The following is a 14,454-nucleotide window of genomic DNA, read 5'->3' as shown; positions in this document are numbered from 1 at the left end:
CTAATAGCCGTATTGATGAGTTGTTGCCGTTAACGCCGGAATTTATCGAAGCATTAAAACAAGAAAAATTATAGATGGTCGCGCCGGACGCTTACCGTCAATTTCCCTTGGTAATTATTGAATACGACAAAATCGCTTGGCAGTTAAAGTACGACAAAGTCCCTTGGTGTTAACACTATTATTTGTACTGATTTAGACCCGATCAGACAGTTAACGGTTAATTGGAAGTAACTGCCAGACCGGGCCTGAGATGGTACAGCTTTCTCGTCAGCTGTTTCGATGTTGAAGATGTTGCTGCTCATTTTAAATCCCAATGCATGTGCTTATAGTAGAAACTTTTGCCAGAAGCAATACGCATGCGATTTATTGATATGCTGCCCTGATCATTTTAACGGTGTCGGTCGTGTTGTTTATGTCACTGGCAATCATACGGAAATTAACCAGTGCCGCTTCGTAACCGTTATAGTGCTCGGTAATGGCCGCAGCAGTCGCATCGGTTACGACCATAACCTCAAAACCCTGTTCAATCAACTCGCGCATATGGGATTCGGCGCATAGATTGGCTGACATGCCGCCCAGAATAACTTTGTCAATTCCTGCTTTTCGAAGCTGCAAAACCAAATCATTGCTTTCAGGGCCATAAACTTTATGGGGACTAGTAACTACCGTCTTGCCATTGTTAATGTATGGCTTATACCTCTGCAACCAATCGGCACCGGAGTTTTCAAATTTATTCGTATCCAGTGCGCCTGGCCGGTCAAACATTCCAATGTTGTGCATCAGTTTTTCCAGTGTCCCTTCAAATTTCCAGGTATGGTCGTGCGGATAATAATAGTGTGGCGAGACAAAGACCTGCATGTCGACCTCATTCGCTATTTTAAATAATTGCTCGATATTATCTACGGTCATATTATCCATGACACTTTTTCCAACCACGCCCCAAGCTACACCTTCTGGCGAGAGAAAATCATTTTGAGGATCAGTGATCACTATAGCGGTTTTACCTTTTTCGATTGTGAATCCAGGCAAAGGCAACCCATCATTTTCCTTTTTCATCATTTCTTTCCTTTAAAAGTTGATGGTTATTCATATCTTTATTTCAGGTGAAGCGAGTCGGGAGTCAGTGTTTCTCTTGATGCGAGACGTACAAAAATTTATTTCGACTCAGTTTGTTTACTTATTCACTTCAAGCAGCAGCGCCATTTTGAAAACCGATAAACCTATAAGAGCTTATGCCAAAGGTCGGTCGGGGTTATGGCAAGCAATATTAAAGTTATGCAGCGCCTCTCAAATCAGTTTTGTTCCATTCAAAAGGCTTAAATGCTTTGTCAAGATCGGTCACAGCTATGTGATTGGTGTAATTGGACATTACCTTTAGGGCAGTTCCTAATACAACTTCCAGAACATGTCGCTGTGTGTAACCGGCATTCAGGAACGCTTCTAGATCATAATGTTCAGGCCACCCGCGTGTTTCATTGATCACGATGGCAAACTGACGAAGGGCCTCAAGCCTGGCATCTGCAATGGGTGTTCCTGCGCGAAGAGAGTCAATCACATCACCCGATACGCCTCCCATTTCAGAAAGCGCGGTGTGCGCCGACATGCAGTAAGTGCAACCGTTCAACATGTTATTTGTCATTAGGATGACTTGTCTCTCAGTTTCACTGAAGCTGGTTTTATCAAAGATACTGGCAAGCGTTGTATAACCTTCTAGCAATGCTGGCGCTTCGGCCATTGCTGCGTAAAGGTTGGGGATAAATTGAAGTGTATCCTGTGTGCCTTGCAAAATAGCTTTGCTGCGTTCGGGAGCAGATTCGATTGTATGTGTTTTAAAGTTAATCATTTTTTTTCCTTTCATAAAAAAATTTCATTTCACACATTGTCTTTTGTTACTTGTCTATAACTATTTCAGGATTTGATACCTGGGCTCCATAAGTTTCTCCATTCGTGTTTGTACACATAAAGTAAACCGATCGGTGCAAACAAACATATACCGATCGGTTTATATAGTCAACCTATATTTATTAAAATTTAGTCATATGCAATATGGATTTGTAATATGTTCTGCTTGTATATCAATAAAATAAACGATATTTCGTATAGATATATTTACTTCCGTTACAGTAAAAAATATACTGTACGGTATACTCTATAAAAGGAATGGCAATGACAAAAAATTCAAAAAGAGAGCAAATCATTAACGTAGCCCTCAACCTGTTCTATAAAGAAGGATTTAATGCAACGGGTGTTGAAAAAATTCGCGAAGTGGCTAACGTCTCAAAAAAAACGCTCTACAATCACTTCAAATCCAAGGATGAATTAATTTTGGTTGTGCTTCGGCGTCGGGACGAGCAATTCAGGAATAATTTTATGAGAGCGGTTGAGCGCTTCGGCACGACACCGGCAGAACGATTGGTGTCTGTTTTCGATGCTGCCGATGAATGGTTCAACAGCAAGGGGTTTTGTGGATGTATGTTCATTAACGCCTCTGCCGAGTTTACTGCCGCCGATAATCCAATCCATGTTGCTTCCGCCGAACATAAACGATTGATGTATGAATATGTAAAGTCTTTGGCTGAGAAAGCTGGTGCCGAGAATCCGGCAGAACTATCTAAACAACTTAACCTTCTGATCGAAGGTGCAACTGTCCAGGCTCATGTGAGTGGAGACAGGAATGCCGCACAAACAGCAAAGAAAATGGGAAAGATATTTATAAAATCTGCTCTAAATTAAAGGCCGTATTTTGGATGGTGTACAGCTTACGAGAACTGAAATATCATTAAACTTGCAAATTTATCATCTGAAATTGCTTGTAAATGTGTCTCAAGGTGTCATTTATTCATTAATAATGGTGCGTTCTATTGTCTTTATTTGTCCATCCCATTTAGAAACGAATATCCAAACGCATAGAATCATTTGGTGAACCGTTGCGCGGGTTTTTGCAACATATTCTGCAATGATAATCACCGAGTGCTTTTTCTGGATTTGTTGACACAGATAAGCAAAATCCCGCAAGTTCTGCGGCCATTTGTTCTTGCTAGAAAAAGACTGGCCGAGATTGCAATACAGTTCTTGTTTCAACCACTATAACCGTGTATCGGGATTAATTGTTAAATTTGATCTGTAGATTAATGAATATGTGGATTTGCAAAATGAACGTGCAAAGTGGTTAAAATGATTAGTAAATAGACTTGACGTTTATTCAATGATGAAGAAACTGTAATCCAAGTTACATCACAGCTTGAATATAACATTTTATAACTTATAATATGTATGATTCCTAGCAAGTATTGATCCGGTCGCAAGCCAAGAAAAAGCTGCAAAGCTTGCCCAGACCGGAACGGTTCAGGGTTGCTGAAAAAATTGTGCAATTGGGATGTAATCCGGATGATGAAACACTGGATATCAAAAAAATCGAAGGAAAACCATATTTTCGGCTAAGAGTTGGTAACTGGCACGTCATTTTTGACAGACAGGACGCAGTCAAAATAATTGCGGTGGAAAAAATAAAACCGCGTGGAGATGCTTACAAATGATATTGCAAAAAATCAAATCCATTAACGGCAAGGATGAGTATGTTTTATTACCCATGCCCGTTTATCATGCGCTGAAAGAACAGATTGAGCATGAACTGGCTGCTTATGAAACCGGATATGGCGATGATCAGAAATATGTGCCTTTTGTTCTTGAAGACTATGTAGACAATCCGGTCGTTCTTGCGCGCATCAAGGCTGGTATTACGCAGGAAGAACTTGCTAATAGACTGGGTGTCAGTCAGGCCTATATTAGTCAGACTGAACGTCGTAGTCATGTAACTAATAAACTGCTGGAGCGGGTACGGATTGCTCTAAAAGAAACGGCATGAAACTAACAGATGCTTACGATGCCGGTCTCCTTTTTAATACTTTTTGCACTTTGATATTGAATTCACCCAGTAGATAGAAAACTCCTTGCCAGGTCGGGGTGTGTCACTGGCCTCGACGTCCTTTGCATCGGCCACCTCATCTGCCCAGCCCCGGTCGTCGCCATCGGCTTCCAGCCCGTTCTGGTCGGCTCCTCGAACAGGAGCGTATACTAGGCGCGTAAGTAGTGCGAAGTGATCTGAGCCAATGTGCGGCATACGCTCGATCGAACGCACCGTGAAATGGTCCGAATGAAACAGGTGATCCAGTGGCCAGCGTGCTATGCGGTAGTCGGCATGAAAGGTATTGTACATACCGCGCCCGACCCGAGGATCCAGCAACCCACTGAGTTTACGAAATAGGCGCGTCGTTGCCGACCAGGCCACATCGTTGAGATCCCCGGTAACTATTACTGGCTGGTCGCTGGACGCTACACTGCGTGCCACCACTACCAGCTCGGCATCACGCTCAGCTGACTCTGGATTCTCCGTAGGGCTAGGTGGTGCCGGATGTAGGAAGTGCATACGCACGTTCGAGCCATCACGCAGTGTCAGCAGGGCATGCATCGAAGGCACATCTTCTTCGACGAGATAGTCCACTGTTACCTCAGACAGGGGTAAACGGGAGTACACATGCATACCGTAGAGATTGTCTAGCGGGCACTTTATGCTGTGCGGCATCTGCTCCGCCAGAACATCCAGGCGGTCCTGCCACCACTGGTCTGATTCCAGAGTCACCAGCACGTCAGGTTTGCATTTCTGTACCAATGCCAGCAACGCATCAGCGTTGCGGTTCGGTGTGAGGACATTAGCGGTGATGATGCTTAGCGCTCTTTCGGGATTATCATCGATGGCTGCCTTCACCTCCACCGGCCAAAACGGCGTGTAGGGCAGGATCCACCATATCTGCCAGAAGAGACAAAAGGATGTAACTCCCAATGAAATCAGACCCAGAGGGTGGCTCAGGTCCAACAAAACCACTTCGGCCGCCAGCAGAATCGCTGCAAGGACTGCAAGCTGCAGCCGTGGAAAATCCATCCCTCTCACAAGCCAGTGCGGGTTACGCGACAGTGGAAGTAACGTCGCCACCAGTAGCAGCAACGCCAATACCGTAAAGACGATCAACGACATCATAATTTTGTCTCCTCGTGTGCAAACTGCGATATACGGTCCAGCAGCCTTTGAGTACCGCGATCAACTATTGACGTGATGAACGTCCACAAAAAAGATAAAAAGAATCCCCGACAATCCAAGCCTCTGAGGCAGTTAGCATTATGTACCGCACCCGCCCAAAATTTTTGCGCAGCCAAGTTAAAAAAACAGCTTTAATGGCTGTCAGCATAGCGCTGATTATATCTTTCCTGTTCTTGATATATCTCATTTAAAACGTATTCAATAAGCTCTCTAATTTTTGTTATGTTAGGCAGGTCAGTTAGCTTATTTTGGATTATCAAGGGTTCGGGAAATTTCGCTTCAGGTTTGTAAAAAACTTCTGCTTCTAGAACGCTAATATCACAATGAGCTAGAACTTGATCCCGCAAATCTTCTATTTTCTTATGCAATATCTTTTTTCTGCATCAAAGTGAGGGACTGATAAGGCATATCTTTTTCTAGCTTCATCGAAAGAATTTTTAAATGGCTTGCAATACTCGATCAATACCATTCGGTATGCTGCGCTCCATATAGCACTGCCGGGGGGTGTGCTTTCAAGTTCACAAGCAGTACGCCAAGCCCTGTTTAAACTGGTGATTGATTCTTGGTAATGAATATATTCTTTATCAATATCCATATAAACCCCAGACTAATTTTCAGCCATGCTGTTTTATAGAAACATGGTTGTAATCCTGCGCTCGTGATAACGTGTCGCTCTATTGGCTAATTCGGTAACGTTACCGGTTTAGTTTCTATCTGTCATTGGATGACAGTAATGGTGTAGTCGGACTATGCTTTCCTTAATTGTTCAATTTTGGCGGTAGGCTTCACAGAATTTTTTTCTCAAACAGTTCCGGATGGCGTAATCGGTATGAGGCTGATGCCCCAATATGCGGCAAGCCGTGAATGGTGTCAAGCTGGTTTGCGGGAGCCAAAAGCAAGTCAGGCATGTCATGAGCCGCTGTTGAAATTGGTTGTTGTTGTAAAAGATACGCCGCGTCAGAAACGGCGCCTTGCAAATTCTCCGCAACAATTTCAACCTGTTCGATAGCGCCGGCAAAGTATTTAAGTTTTTCTGCGGTGAATGTGCTGCTGGAACGTTCCCACAGTTCAAACATGACATGGTAGGCGGTTGGAATGTCGTTATTCATGATAAATTACTCCAATAAGTTGATAAAGATTAATGTCGACCGTAACCCCGGTTGGTTTTATCGGTTTGCCTATCTTCGGTAACTTGTTGAAATAATTGGTGCTGTTGAGAGGAGTCGAACCTCCGACCTACTGATTACGAAACAGATCAATACCGCAAAAAACTATTTAGTATCATGCAGTTATTATTTTATACCGTAGCCTTGCGTAATTTTGCGTATTTTTAAAATCATATAGTTACATTTTGCGTAGTTACGTTCTGGCTACGTTTACGCTACGGTCAGTGCGTCACTTTATTGGACGGCAAACTGTTCACATATTTTGATAAATGGTCAGAATTTAAGTGGGCATAACGCAAAACCATTTCATAGTTTGACCATCCGCCTAATTCCTGCAATACGTGAAGAGGGCAGCCGTTTTGAACCATCCAGCTTGCCCATGTGTGGCGCAAGTCATGCCACCGGAAATCTTTGATTCCTGCCCGGTCAAGCGCTTTCCACCAAGCTTTGGTGCTGACATTTCTTATCTTGTTGCCGCCGTATGTAAAGATATACGTGTCGTTTTTGCCTTTTTGTTCCAATATTATCTGTATTGCTGCTTCGGATAACGGTACCGGGATCGCTTTCTTTGCCTTTGCTTGGTCCGGATGTATCCATGCGAATTTACGATCAATATCAACCTGTGACCAGGTTAGGCCGGATACATTTGACTGGCGCAGGCCGGTCTCCAGCGTGAATCTAGCCATGTCTCTTAAGTGCGTAGGTAATTCTCTCAGTAGCCGGTCGGCTTCATCGTGCGTCAGCCATCGAATGCGTTTTTTTGGCTCTGGAAGCATCTTTATTTTTGGATGCTTATCAATCCATTCCCATTCGTGTTGCGCGCGCCTGAGTATCGCTCTGACGACCGCAAGGGTTCGGTTTGTGGTGGCGTTAGTTACGCCTTCGGATGATCTGCTTTTTGTTAGCAGATCGATATCGTCTCTGGTGATGCTGTCTAGCGTCCTGCCTCGCAGGTAATCATCCAGCCAGCGAAGGTGCATGAGATCATCATGCTGCGTTGATTTATGCTTTGTTTCTTCCAACCATCTTACTACCGCGTCTTCCCATAAATACTTCGGTTTGTCGCCTAGTTTATCTTGCTTCCAAAGTTCCGACTTTAATGTGTCGTGGAATTTTTGGGCTTCGTTTTTGTTTTTAGTCCCAGTAGATCTGCATATCGGTTTGCAGCCTGGGATTGTGATTTTGATCCACCAGAACGCTGAATCCTTGCGTTTGTAGAGTGACATTGCGTATCGACCTTTTCCCCATCATTTTTTTTGTATTGTTGTCTGAAATGATTGCTCAAGTCAATTAGGTAAAAACGCCATTCCCTGCCAACCTTGAATGCCGGTATTTCGCCGTCTCTAGCCATTCTCCTGATAGTTGCAATGTGGATATCTAGAATTTCTGAGGCTTTTTTTATGCCAATCATTTTGTCTGGATTGTTGGTATCACTCATTTTTTTAGATTCTTAGTAAATTCCAAGCAAGTCTCTTCAGTTTCAATCTTCACAACTTCAAAATATTGGTCCGGATATTTTTCTACAAATTCGTCGTATGTGATTAATGCCATGCGCTCTGAAGATATCTCATAAACAGGGTGTAGAAAATTCCCGTTCGCAGTTTTAATCAGCTGTCTTACTACATACTTTATTTGCATTTTTTATTACGCTCTCAACGTGAATCCTTATTTTTTCAGCTGCAGACAGGTGCCCGACATCGTTATTACACTGGCTATGCGCTAAAACCATGTTGTGCGTGTTGTCAGGGCCGCCGTGCGTTATTGACACCAAATGTTCCCGTGTAAAATCATGCCCAAGTTCTTTTTGACAAAAGAAACATAGGTTGCCGTCACGCTTGAATAGTGAAATTATGATCGGCGTGCGTTTCTTCCTAGCCATGCGTTTCCGGGTAGTTTTCGGTGCTGCACGCCATTTCAGGTTATTCCTGTATGCGTTCCACGCCTCAAGCGATCCGCCAGTAAAATTAACCTGCTCTGCCTTGTTCCGGTAAATAACAGATGTTTCATCGCCAGCCCTGAACCGCATCAACTCCCATTCGCTGGTCGGTTCAAGGACTTCCGCGCCTCTGGCGGTTAGCCATTGGCTGAAATTGTCCTTACGCTTTGTTATTGTTTTGCTGTTCATTGTGATGATTCCAACAATTCACCCAAACACTCGCTTATCACTTTCACAGGAACGCCCGGCAACCTATCTTTGATTGTTTTAAACAAGCCTTCCGGTGACTTATTGCCAGCATTTGCACGCACGATAAGCAGCACTTCGGCTTTGATTTGATCGTAGTTGTCATGGTTGGTCATCGTGTTCATGTGTTATTTCCCATAAAGCGCCCATACCGGCTGAATGGCACATATAGCATAAGCTGATCCAGCAACATGACCCCATTGTTCAGTGAATACTCTCCATCCTTTCTTAACGCTACCGTCTATGTCGTGATCATCGTTATAATCAACTTGCTTAAGCCATGATTTGACCACTTCAACCGATCCATCTAGATCCATTGGGCATGGCAAGGGGAGGGCGTCATTAACGCCCTCGTTTGTCCAATACAGTATCATGGTGGGGGTTCCGTCTTCCGCTTTCTCTATATGATTGTAAGGATTTTCTGGCGGTCTAAATTTATCTATTCTGAATAATTTTGCAGTTCCACCGGGTGCGTTTCTCCAGATTAATTGCATAGCAAGATGCAAATCATCGAAACCTTCCGAGGTGATGTCTATCTTTCTGTTATCCATGATTTATTAACCTCCTGTTGAAGATCCTGTATATTCGCTGAACTGAATATCATTGATTCCAGGGTTTTTAATGCCCATGACTTCAGCCCATTGCAGAATATCTTTAACGCTTCTGGTGATTTCAAAAACTCTGCTGTGACGTCGCTGTATAAAGTCATTTTCGCCTATCTGCTCGCAAAAACTTATCGTTGCAACAATGCTTGATTCACTCATGCCGACTCCTGATAAATAATTAATGTGATCACGCTAAACATGTGGCTTCCTGCTCATTTGGCTGCGTCATTACGCTCGTAGTCGACATACGATGCAGAGCCTATCGAGCACTATCTGCATTGATTCCCGTCTATCCATGGATGTTCGCTAAGGACTCTCACCGTCGCGGCCACCGTGTTTAACGCGATCACGTTAATCATCAGATCCTCTTAACCCCGATAACCCACACCCAGGGGTTCTTGTCCCATTCATTCTTGCCGTGGATCATTCCCCACAGATTCTTGTATGCTTCCTTCGCAAATATTCCCTCGTTATCGTGATCGGGGCGTGGATCAAAATACAGCCTGTGCCATTGCCCGGAACTATCTACATCCCCGCCACCAAATACAGCCAATCCCTCTCTGCCAACATCGTCATCACTAATATCCTGCACGCGCTCGACACGCAAACTGGTTATTTCAAGGGTAATTCTCGAAGCCCATCGTGGCATGTGAATAGATGGACATGACGGTCTTGAGTACCACCATTTAATGTCTGACCAAGCCATATCAGCGGAATATCTTGCCAGTGGCTTATCATCTATATAATCCTCTATAGTACTTTCCCTAACCCAAAGTTTCTCTCCAACAGTACCGTATGGACAAGCCTTTAACAGTTCCTCATACGTCAGATTGTGCAGGCGACCGCGTTTATCCCTGAACTGACAGGCATAGCCCTTGGTGTCCGCTCTGTCGAAGCCGATTATTTTTCCGTACTTGGCCAATCGTTTGACGATCCGGCGCGTTTGGGTTTTGCGGCCTTCGAGAGTGGCGACCACCATCGGATCGCTGTAGATTATTGGTTTCTCTTTCATTTATTATGGATTCGGTGATTATTGATCAAATTACGCAGTTACCAGACCTTCGCCCCTGCACTTGTGGCAACTACTCATGCCGCTATGGACCGGGCCTGCAACAAATTCCCATCCAGATCCCTTGCACTCAGGGCAGATGATTTTTGACATCTGCCTTTTAAGTTCGCGTTTTAGTTGTTCGTTCTCGGCTTGCAATGGATTTGGGATAGCATCATGGCCATGCGCCATGCCATAGTTCTCGTGAGCACCTTCGACCCAACAAACTACGGTATCAATTTGTTCTTTTGTCGCTTCAATTCCGGCATCTTCGAACGCTTCTTGTATGCATGTTTCCCAGTAGTTCATTGCCTTTCCTTTAGATAATCCTTGTGCTTCCGGATCATCTTTAAACATGAATTGCAAGTCACTTTGCTCTCGTCATAGGTGTGGTTTCCATGTTCACGGATTTGCACAGCTCTATCGCCAGAACAACATGCCGCCCATCCGGGCAATCTGTTTCCGCCACTGAATATGATTTCACCTGCATAGTGTGTTTTCATGGCTTATCACGCGCCTCCATAATCAACGCCATTTCTACTTCTGTGGGATTTCTTATTTCACCGCAATCACGACACTTCATCTTTGTGTATTCAACAGGGTAGGTGTTAGTTGGTTCGTATTTGTGTTCGCTACCGTTCAGACAGTCAGCAACATGCGTCGCATAGTAAAAATGAATTGATGTTGTGAACACGAATTCTTTGCCGCACGAGCCGCATCCCTGTCTATGCAACTTGTCCTCTTCATATCCATAACCATCATCATGGTTGATCTCTTGAGATTCGCCGCAGTACGGGCAGTGCGCTTCATCCATCATTTATCACGCGCCTCTGTGATTATTTTCTCTATTGCATCCATGACAGCATCGCATTGACTTTTTGATTCAAACCAAACGGCAAAACGCTTCCTGGTTGATGAAATCCCTATCCCGGTTTTTGTTAATTGACCGCGGTGCTTGACCGGACAAGGCAGCTCTTCACCATTCAGCGTAAACGTGCGCTTGTGGGCGGGTGGTGTCCATGATGCGTCTGTTTTCCAATCTAACCACTGCACGCCACCGGTCTTTGTGTTATGTTCAACTATTAGAGCACCAAGGAAATACCCTGTTATAGTGTACTGATTGCCGTCTTTATCGTATAAAACGCTACCCACCCAAACCGGTTTGTCCTCTATCACGGTTACGGCGAATTCAACAATCCACGAATCTTCAAAACTACAGATTTGAGGATGTTCTGAAAAATACCTCCATACAGGATTATCTTCTGGATGCCACCTGATACACTCCCACGGTTTAACCTTAGTCCCCGCGCACATGTCATGTATGCGCCCCCAGTATTCACGATTTAGTTCGACTACTTTGTCCATGATTACTCCTTATGGCACGGATGATCCATGCCGTAGATGCTTCGGTATTCGTCGTTTGTTACCACATTAAATATGGTCACTCTGTCTGCTGTATGCGCATACAAGGCAATGTCGTATTTGCCTTCACTATTTTCACTGCAATCCATATCAATCTCGACTGGTCCTGTGTCAGTGATTATTAGCGCCTTCTTGTCTTTTGCAGGGTTGTACTGAAAAAGCTCTCCTTTAAAATATCCGAGTGCTTTGTTATCGACTGCAGTACCAATAAACACTCCCAAAACTGCGCTACTTGCCAGTGCGCACGCAGTTGCATAGATGACTAGAAATTTGCCTAAAATCTTATTCATTATTGAGTTTCCACAGAATGCTGGTCTTGCGTGATTGATTTAATGCGACCCTTGATATCAGCATAGGTCGGGTTTTTGTCTTCATTTACTGCGATGCCTGTGCTTTTTATTGTTGCAAAAAACCCGTCATGAGGATTCCTCATCGGCTCAACATCTATAAATTCATGCACCTTTCCAGCTTTGCTGATTACGTAATCTCCAGGTATTGGTAGTGGAGATATGCATCCCATTACTTTTGTTGGATCATCTGATCCCCACTGATACTCAATGTTGTGACCAAAAAACGAGTGTCTAACGTCATGCACTATGTTTTCTCTACTCACTTGATATCCTCCAGATCCGTAATCGATATAACAGCAACATCAATATCCAGTGTGCCGTAAACCCTTAAAACAGCTTCCTTGTATGCGCTATTCAATTGACTGCCATGTACCTTTTTAAATGCGCTGATAGTGCCGCTCATACGATTTTTCGTACCGTATCCGCGTGACAGAATGGCTGGCCGCCCAGGTATGCATGTTTTCTCGTTCCAGCGTGGACCGTACCGGCGAAGTTCGTCAGTTTTGGTGCCGGCCTCGAACTGTTCATACGCCCATGCATTGAGTGGGATGAAAAGCGGTTTCATTATTTCCCGAGCCTCCTGTTCGTATTTTCAAAACCGATATCCACAAATCATGCCTCTTATGTCACTCATGCGGAAAAATAGCTGTAGTTTTTCTTTTATATGGTATTTGTCGGCTTTGTTTATCAGGTAGATGTAGCATGGATTTAACCGTAGGCCATCGATACACACCGCTTCATTGACGTGCTCTATTCTTAATCCTATGCCGGTCCCTTCGCATCTAAGACAGGTATTCTTGTAAGTGCTGTATTTAGTGTGTGTTTCAACCTTCCCGCTACCCTCACATTCAGGGCATCTGTGGTTTGTTCTGGATTTGTATTCCATGAACCGAATGTTATCTTCGGGTATTTCGACTGGGCTGTACGGCTTCTCGCATTCTGTCGACACAATCTCTTGCAGCACTCTGCCAACTCCAGATATTTTTTTGTTTTTCGTGTGATCAAGAATCCCTGATACGTCGTATCTATTCTTATTGGCGGCAACAAATATTGATCTGTCTGTTGCGACAATATTATCTCCGTATACAAATGGCCTTTTGATCTCTGGCATCCCATTAAACACGGGATCGCAAGCATGATAAAAAATCTCTGGTAACGGCTCTAGGTCCGGTTGATTTTGTTGTGGACTCATTTGCTAACCCTTGCAATTCCATTCCTGTCATTGAAAATTATCGTTATTTTTTCCGATCTCAATAACAGCAAGGGGTTGCTTGTGAAGATATATCCGCTTACGTCCGCATTTCCACAACGCGTCTCGACAAAAGCAAATCCATCAATTTTTTTGTGCAGCTTGGTGATCGCGCTATGAATTGCCTCAGAAACATCCATTTTCCCTATGATCATTTTCAGTCCTATGTGAGTTCGTAAATAATCCTGCTGGCTTCCTTTTCATCAATACCCGCTATCGCCGCAGTTATTTCTGCAGATAGTCTGTAAGTCACCCTGCAACTCATAACTACAGCCTTTACATTGCCCTCAGAACTTCGCTTTATCCTGGCTATCGAGTAATACTGGGTAAAACCTCCAGACGACAATTCATTGCCATTTTTGTCGGCAAGGTGCCCGGCTCTCCTTGTCATTTCGTAATGCTCTTTGCGCTTCCCTCTGGCCATCAACGACTCTTGCGACACAAGGAAATTGACCAGTTCCGCTATTTGTTTGCAAGACAGATAACACTTGTTCGGCATGACTTTCTCAATGCGCCCCACTGATCCGCTCGCAGGCTTCTTAACTGGCGTGGCTTTATCATCGTTTGCAGGCATCATCAGACGGAGCCACATGATCTGGTCTTGCTGTTGCTTGGCTGATAGCTTCATGCTGCCTCCTGACTTTGTTCATCATCAGCAACAACTTCGCCGTTCTCAACCCAGTACGCTGTAATGGTCTCGGGAAGGGATGCTGGTCTTTTCTTCATCGTTCCGAAAATGATGCATGAGTCGAGTTCGCCTGCTTGCGCTAACTCATCCAGCCAGTAGATAAGGCTGCTGCGATTGCCAAGGTCCAGAACATCAAAGCGGTCTAGTACCAGCGTTTTAATGCCTGAAATGTACGATATTGCCTCGGCAATCATCGCATCGACGCGCCATTGCTCAGATTCAGATAGCAGTGCATAAGGAATGCTTTTGCCACCATCCTTGGTTGCGGTGATGTTCATTTCGCTGTCGATAACAGGGTGCAGCATCCAGGATGCCATTGCATTTGATTTCAGGCGGTCATTGATCGGTTTCAATGCTGTTTTAAGCAACTCACCCGGTATTCCACTTGGTGATAGTGCATCTGCTATTGCCAGCCATTCCATGATGTCCTGGTGCAGGTTTTTGGCCTTGTCGATTACCAGCGCACGGTTTGAATGCTGATCCACAATATCTTTGTATTTTTGTTCATCAGTGCGCCACTGGTTTAACTGATTGTTGAGTTCTTTTATCTCGGTCTGCAGTGGCTCGATATCGATAACTGAAGATCCTGTATCGCCGGATTTACCCAATTGCTCAAGTTTTGCTTTCGCATCTTCAGCGAGCGCAATAT

Annotated in this window: 24 protein-coding genes and 1 pseudogene; 3 read left to right on the top strand and 22 right to left on the bottom strand. The window is 44.3% G+C overall.

Annotation, left to right across the window (positions count from 1 at the left end; genetic code table 11):
* Window positions 1-363: 363 nt before the first annotated feature.
* Window positions 364-1,056, bottom strand: a complete 693-nt coding sequence (locus tag BMX44_RS15315) for a cysteine hydrolase family protein (protein ID WP_245738968.1) — start codon at window positions 1,054-1,056, stop codon at window positions 364-366.
* Between the two features lie 217 nt (window positions 1,057-1,273).
* Entirely contained in the window at window positions 1,274-1,843 is a 570-nt protein-coding gene (locus BMX44_RS15310; protein ID WP_090634643.1) for a carboxymuconolactone decarboxylase family protein, read from the bottom strand.
* A 323-nt stretch (window positions 1,844-2,166) separates the two neighbouring features.
* On the opposite strand from BMX44_RS15310, the gene BMX44_RS15305 reads away from it, so the two are divergent.
* The 3 genes from BMX44_RS15305 (at window position 2,167) to BMX44_RS15295 (ending at window position 3,865) form a co-directional block, all read left to right on the top strand.
* A complete protein-coding gene (locus tag BMX44_RS15305; RefSeq protein ID WP_090634638.1) occupies window positions 2,167-2,733 on the top strand; it encodes a TetR/AcrR family transcriptional regulator in 567 nt (188 codons plus the stop codon).
* A gap of 557 nt (window positions 2,734-3,290) precedes the next feature.
* Window positions 3,291-3,536, top strand: a complete 246-nt coding sequence (locus BMX44_RS15300) for a type II toxin-antitoxin system RelE family toxin (protein WP_090634636.1) — start codon at window positions 3,291-3,293, stop codon at window positions 3,534-3,536.
* Window positions 3,533-3,865 carry a helix-turn-helix domain-containing protein gene (locus tag BMX44_RS15295; protein WP_090634634.1) on the top strand — a complete coding sequence of 111 codons (333 nt, stop codon included), beginning with the start codon at window positions 3,533-3,535 and terminating at the stop codon, window positions 3,863-3,865. The genes BMX44_RS15300 and BMX44_RS15295 overlap by 4 nt, the downstream gene beginning before the upstream one ends.
* 33 nt (window positions 3,866-3,898) lie before the next feature.
* Here BMX44_RS15295 and BMX44_RS15290 read toward each other — a convergent pair whose 3' ends face one another.
* The 20 genes and pseudogenes from BMX44_RS15290 to BMX44_RS16945 all read right to left on the bottom strand — a co-directional run.
* A complete protein-coding gene (locus tag BMX44_RS15290; RefSeq protein ID WP_177167785.1) occupies window positions 3,899-5,035 on the bottom strand; it encodes an endonuclease/exonuclease/phosphatase family protein in 1,137 nt (378 codons plus the stop codon).
* Between the two features lie 191 nt (window positions 5,036-5,226).
* A complete protein-coding gene (locus BMX44_RS15285; RefSeq protein ID WP_090634632.1) occupies window positions 5,227-5,463 on the bottom strand; it encodes a hypothetical protein in 237 nt (78 codons plus the stop codon).
* Window positions 5,448-5,690: a hypothetical protein gene (locus BMX44_RS16655; protein WP_143056968.1), complete on the bottom strand. Its 243-nt coding sequence runs from the start codon at window positions 5,688-5,690 to the stop codon at window positions 5,448-5,450. The genes BMX44_RS15285 and BMX44_RS16655 overlap by 16 nt, the downstream gene beginning before the upstream one ends.
* A gap of 190 nt (window positions 5,691-5,880) precedes the next feature.
* A complete protein-coding gene (locus BMX44_RS15280; protein WP_090634630.1) occupies window positions 5,881-6,204 on the bottom strand; it encodes a hypothetical protein in 324 nt (107 codons plus the stop codon).
* A 278-nt stretch (window positions 6,205-6,482) separates the two neighbouring features.
* Window positions 6,483-7,241 (bottom strand): tyrosine-type recombinase/integrase, encoded by a 759-nt coding sequence (locus BMX44_RS15275; RefSeq protein WP_245738967.1) that lies wholly within the window; start codon window positions 7,239-7,241, stop codon window positions 6,483-6,485.
* Between the two features lie 116 nt (window positions 7,242-7,357).
* Window positions 7,358-7,699: a helix-turn-helix domain-containing protein gene (locus tag BMX44_RS17340; RefSeq protein WP_143056967.1), complete on the bottom strand. Its 342-nt coding sequence runs from the start codon at window positions 7,697-7,699 to the stop codon at window positions 7,358-7,360.
* 165 nt (window positions 7,700-7,864) lie between these two features.
* Complete coding sequence (locus BMX44_RS15260; RefSeq protein WP_090634624.1) at window positions 7,865-8,386, bottom strand: HNH endonuclease; 522 nt, start codon at window positions 8,384-8,386, stop codon at window positions 7,865-7,867.
* A complete protein-coding gene (locus tag BMX44_RS16645; protein WP_143056966.1) occupies window positions 8,383-8,568 on the bottom strand; it encodes a hypothetical protein in 186 nt (61 codons plus the stop codon). Before BMX44_RS16645 ends, BMX44_RS15260 begins: the two co-directional genes overlap by 4 nt.
* 3 nt (window positions 8,569-8,571) lie before the next feature.
* Window positions 8,572-8,994 (bottom strand): hypothetical protein, encoded by a 423-nt coding sequence (locus tag BMX44_RS15255; RefSeq protein ID WP_090634622.1) that lies wholly within the window; start codon window positions 8,992-8,994, stop codon window positions 8,572-8,574.
* Between the two features lie 6 nt (window positions 8,995-9,000).
* Window positions 9,001-9,207 carry a hypothetical protein gene (locus tag BMX44_RS15250; RefSeq protein WP_090634620.1) on the bottom strand — a complete coding sequence of 69 codons (207 nt, stop codon included), beginning with the start codon at window positions 9,205-9,207 and terminating at the stop codon, window positions 9,001-9,003.
* A 199-nt stretch (window positions 9,208-9,406) separates the two neighbouring features.
* Window positions 9,407-10,060: a hypothetical protein gene (locus tag BMX44_RS15245; protein WP_090634619.1), complete on the bottom strand. Its 654-nt coding sequence runs from the start codon at window positions 10,058-10,060 to the stop codon at window positions 9,407-9,409.
* A 30-nt stretch (window positions 10,061-10,090) separates the two neighbouring features.
* Window positions 10,091-10,405 carry a molecular chaperone DnaJ gene (locus BMX44_RS15240; protein ID WP_090634616.1) on the bottom strand — a complete coding sequence of 105 codons (315 nt, stop codon included), beginning with the start codon at window positions 10,403-10,405 and terminating at the stop codon, window positions 10,091-10,093.
* Window positions 10,406-10,595: 190 nt separating this feature from the next.
* Complete coding sequence (locus BMX44_RS15230) at window positions 10,596-10,913, bottom strand: hypothetical protein (protein WP_090634613.1); 318 nt, start codon at window positions 10,911-10,913, stop codon at window positions 10,596-10,598.
* A complete protein-coding gene (locus tag BMX44_RS15225) occupies window positions 10,910-11,461 on the bottom strand; it encodes a hypothetical protein (RefSeq protein ID WP_090634611.1) in 552 nt (183 codons plus the stop codon). The genes BMX44_RS15230 and BMX44_RS15225 overlap by 4 nt, the downstream gene beginning before the upstream one ends.
* 2 nt (window positions 11,462-11,463) lie before the next feature.
* Window positions 11,464-11,808 (bottom strand): hypothetical protein, encoded by a 345-nt coding sequence (locus tag BMX44_RS15220; protein WP_090634610.1) that lies wholly within the window; start codon window positions 11,806-11,808, stop codon window positions 11,464-11,466.
* Complete coding sequence (locus BMX44_RS15215) at window positions 11,808-12,131, bottom strand: hypothetical protein (RefSeq protein WP_090634608.1); 324 nt, start codon at window positions 12,129-12,131, stop codon at window positions 11,808-11,810. Before BMX44_RS15215 ends, BMX44_RS15220 begins: the two co-directional genes overlap by 1 nt.
* A complete protein-coding gene (locus BMX44_RS15210; RefSeq protein ID WP_090634607.1) occupies window positions 12,128-12,433 on the bottom strand; it encodes a hypothetical protein in 306 nt (101 codons plus the stop codon). Before BMX44_RS15210 ends, BMX44_RS15215 begins: the two co-directional genes overlap by 4 nt.
* 27 nt (window positions 12,434-12,460) lie before the next feature.
* Window positions 12,461-13,060: a hypothetical protein gene (locus BMX44_RS15205; protein ID WP_090634605.1), complete on the bottom strand. Its 600-nt coding sequence runs from the start codon at window positions 13,058-13,060 to the stop codon at window positions 12,461-12,463.
* Between the two features lie 220 nt (window positions 13,061-13,280).
* Window positions 13,281-13,745 (bottom strand): hypothetical protein, encoded by a 465-nt coding sequence (locus BMX44_RS15195; RefSeq protein WP_090634601.1) that lies wholly within the window; start codon window positions 13,743-13,745, stop codon window positions 13,281-13,283.
* A pseudogene (locus BMX44_RS16945) lies at window positions 13,742-14,454 on the bottom strand (recombinase RecF); the annotation flags it as partial. The pseudogene BMX44_RS16945 and the gene BMX44_RS15195, both read right to left, overlap by 4 nt.

Origin of the sequence: Nitrosomonas marina, from assembly GCF_900110145.1 — a bacterium.
GTDB lineage: Bacteria > Pseudomonadota > Gammaproteobacteria > Burkholderiales > Nitrosomonadaceae > Nitrosomonas > Nitrosomonas marina.
This window is presented reverse-complemented; position numbering and strand designations above follow the sequence as displayed.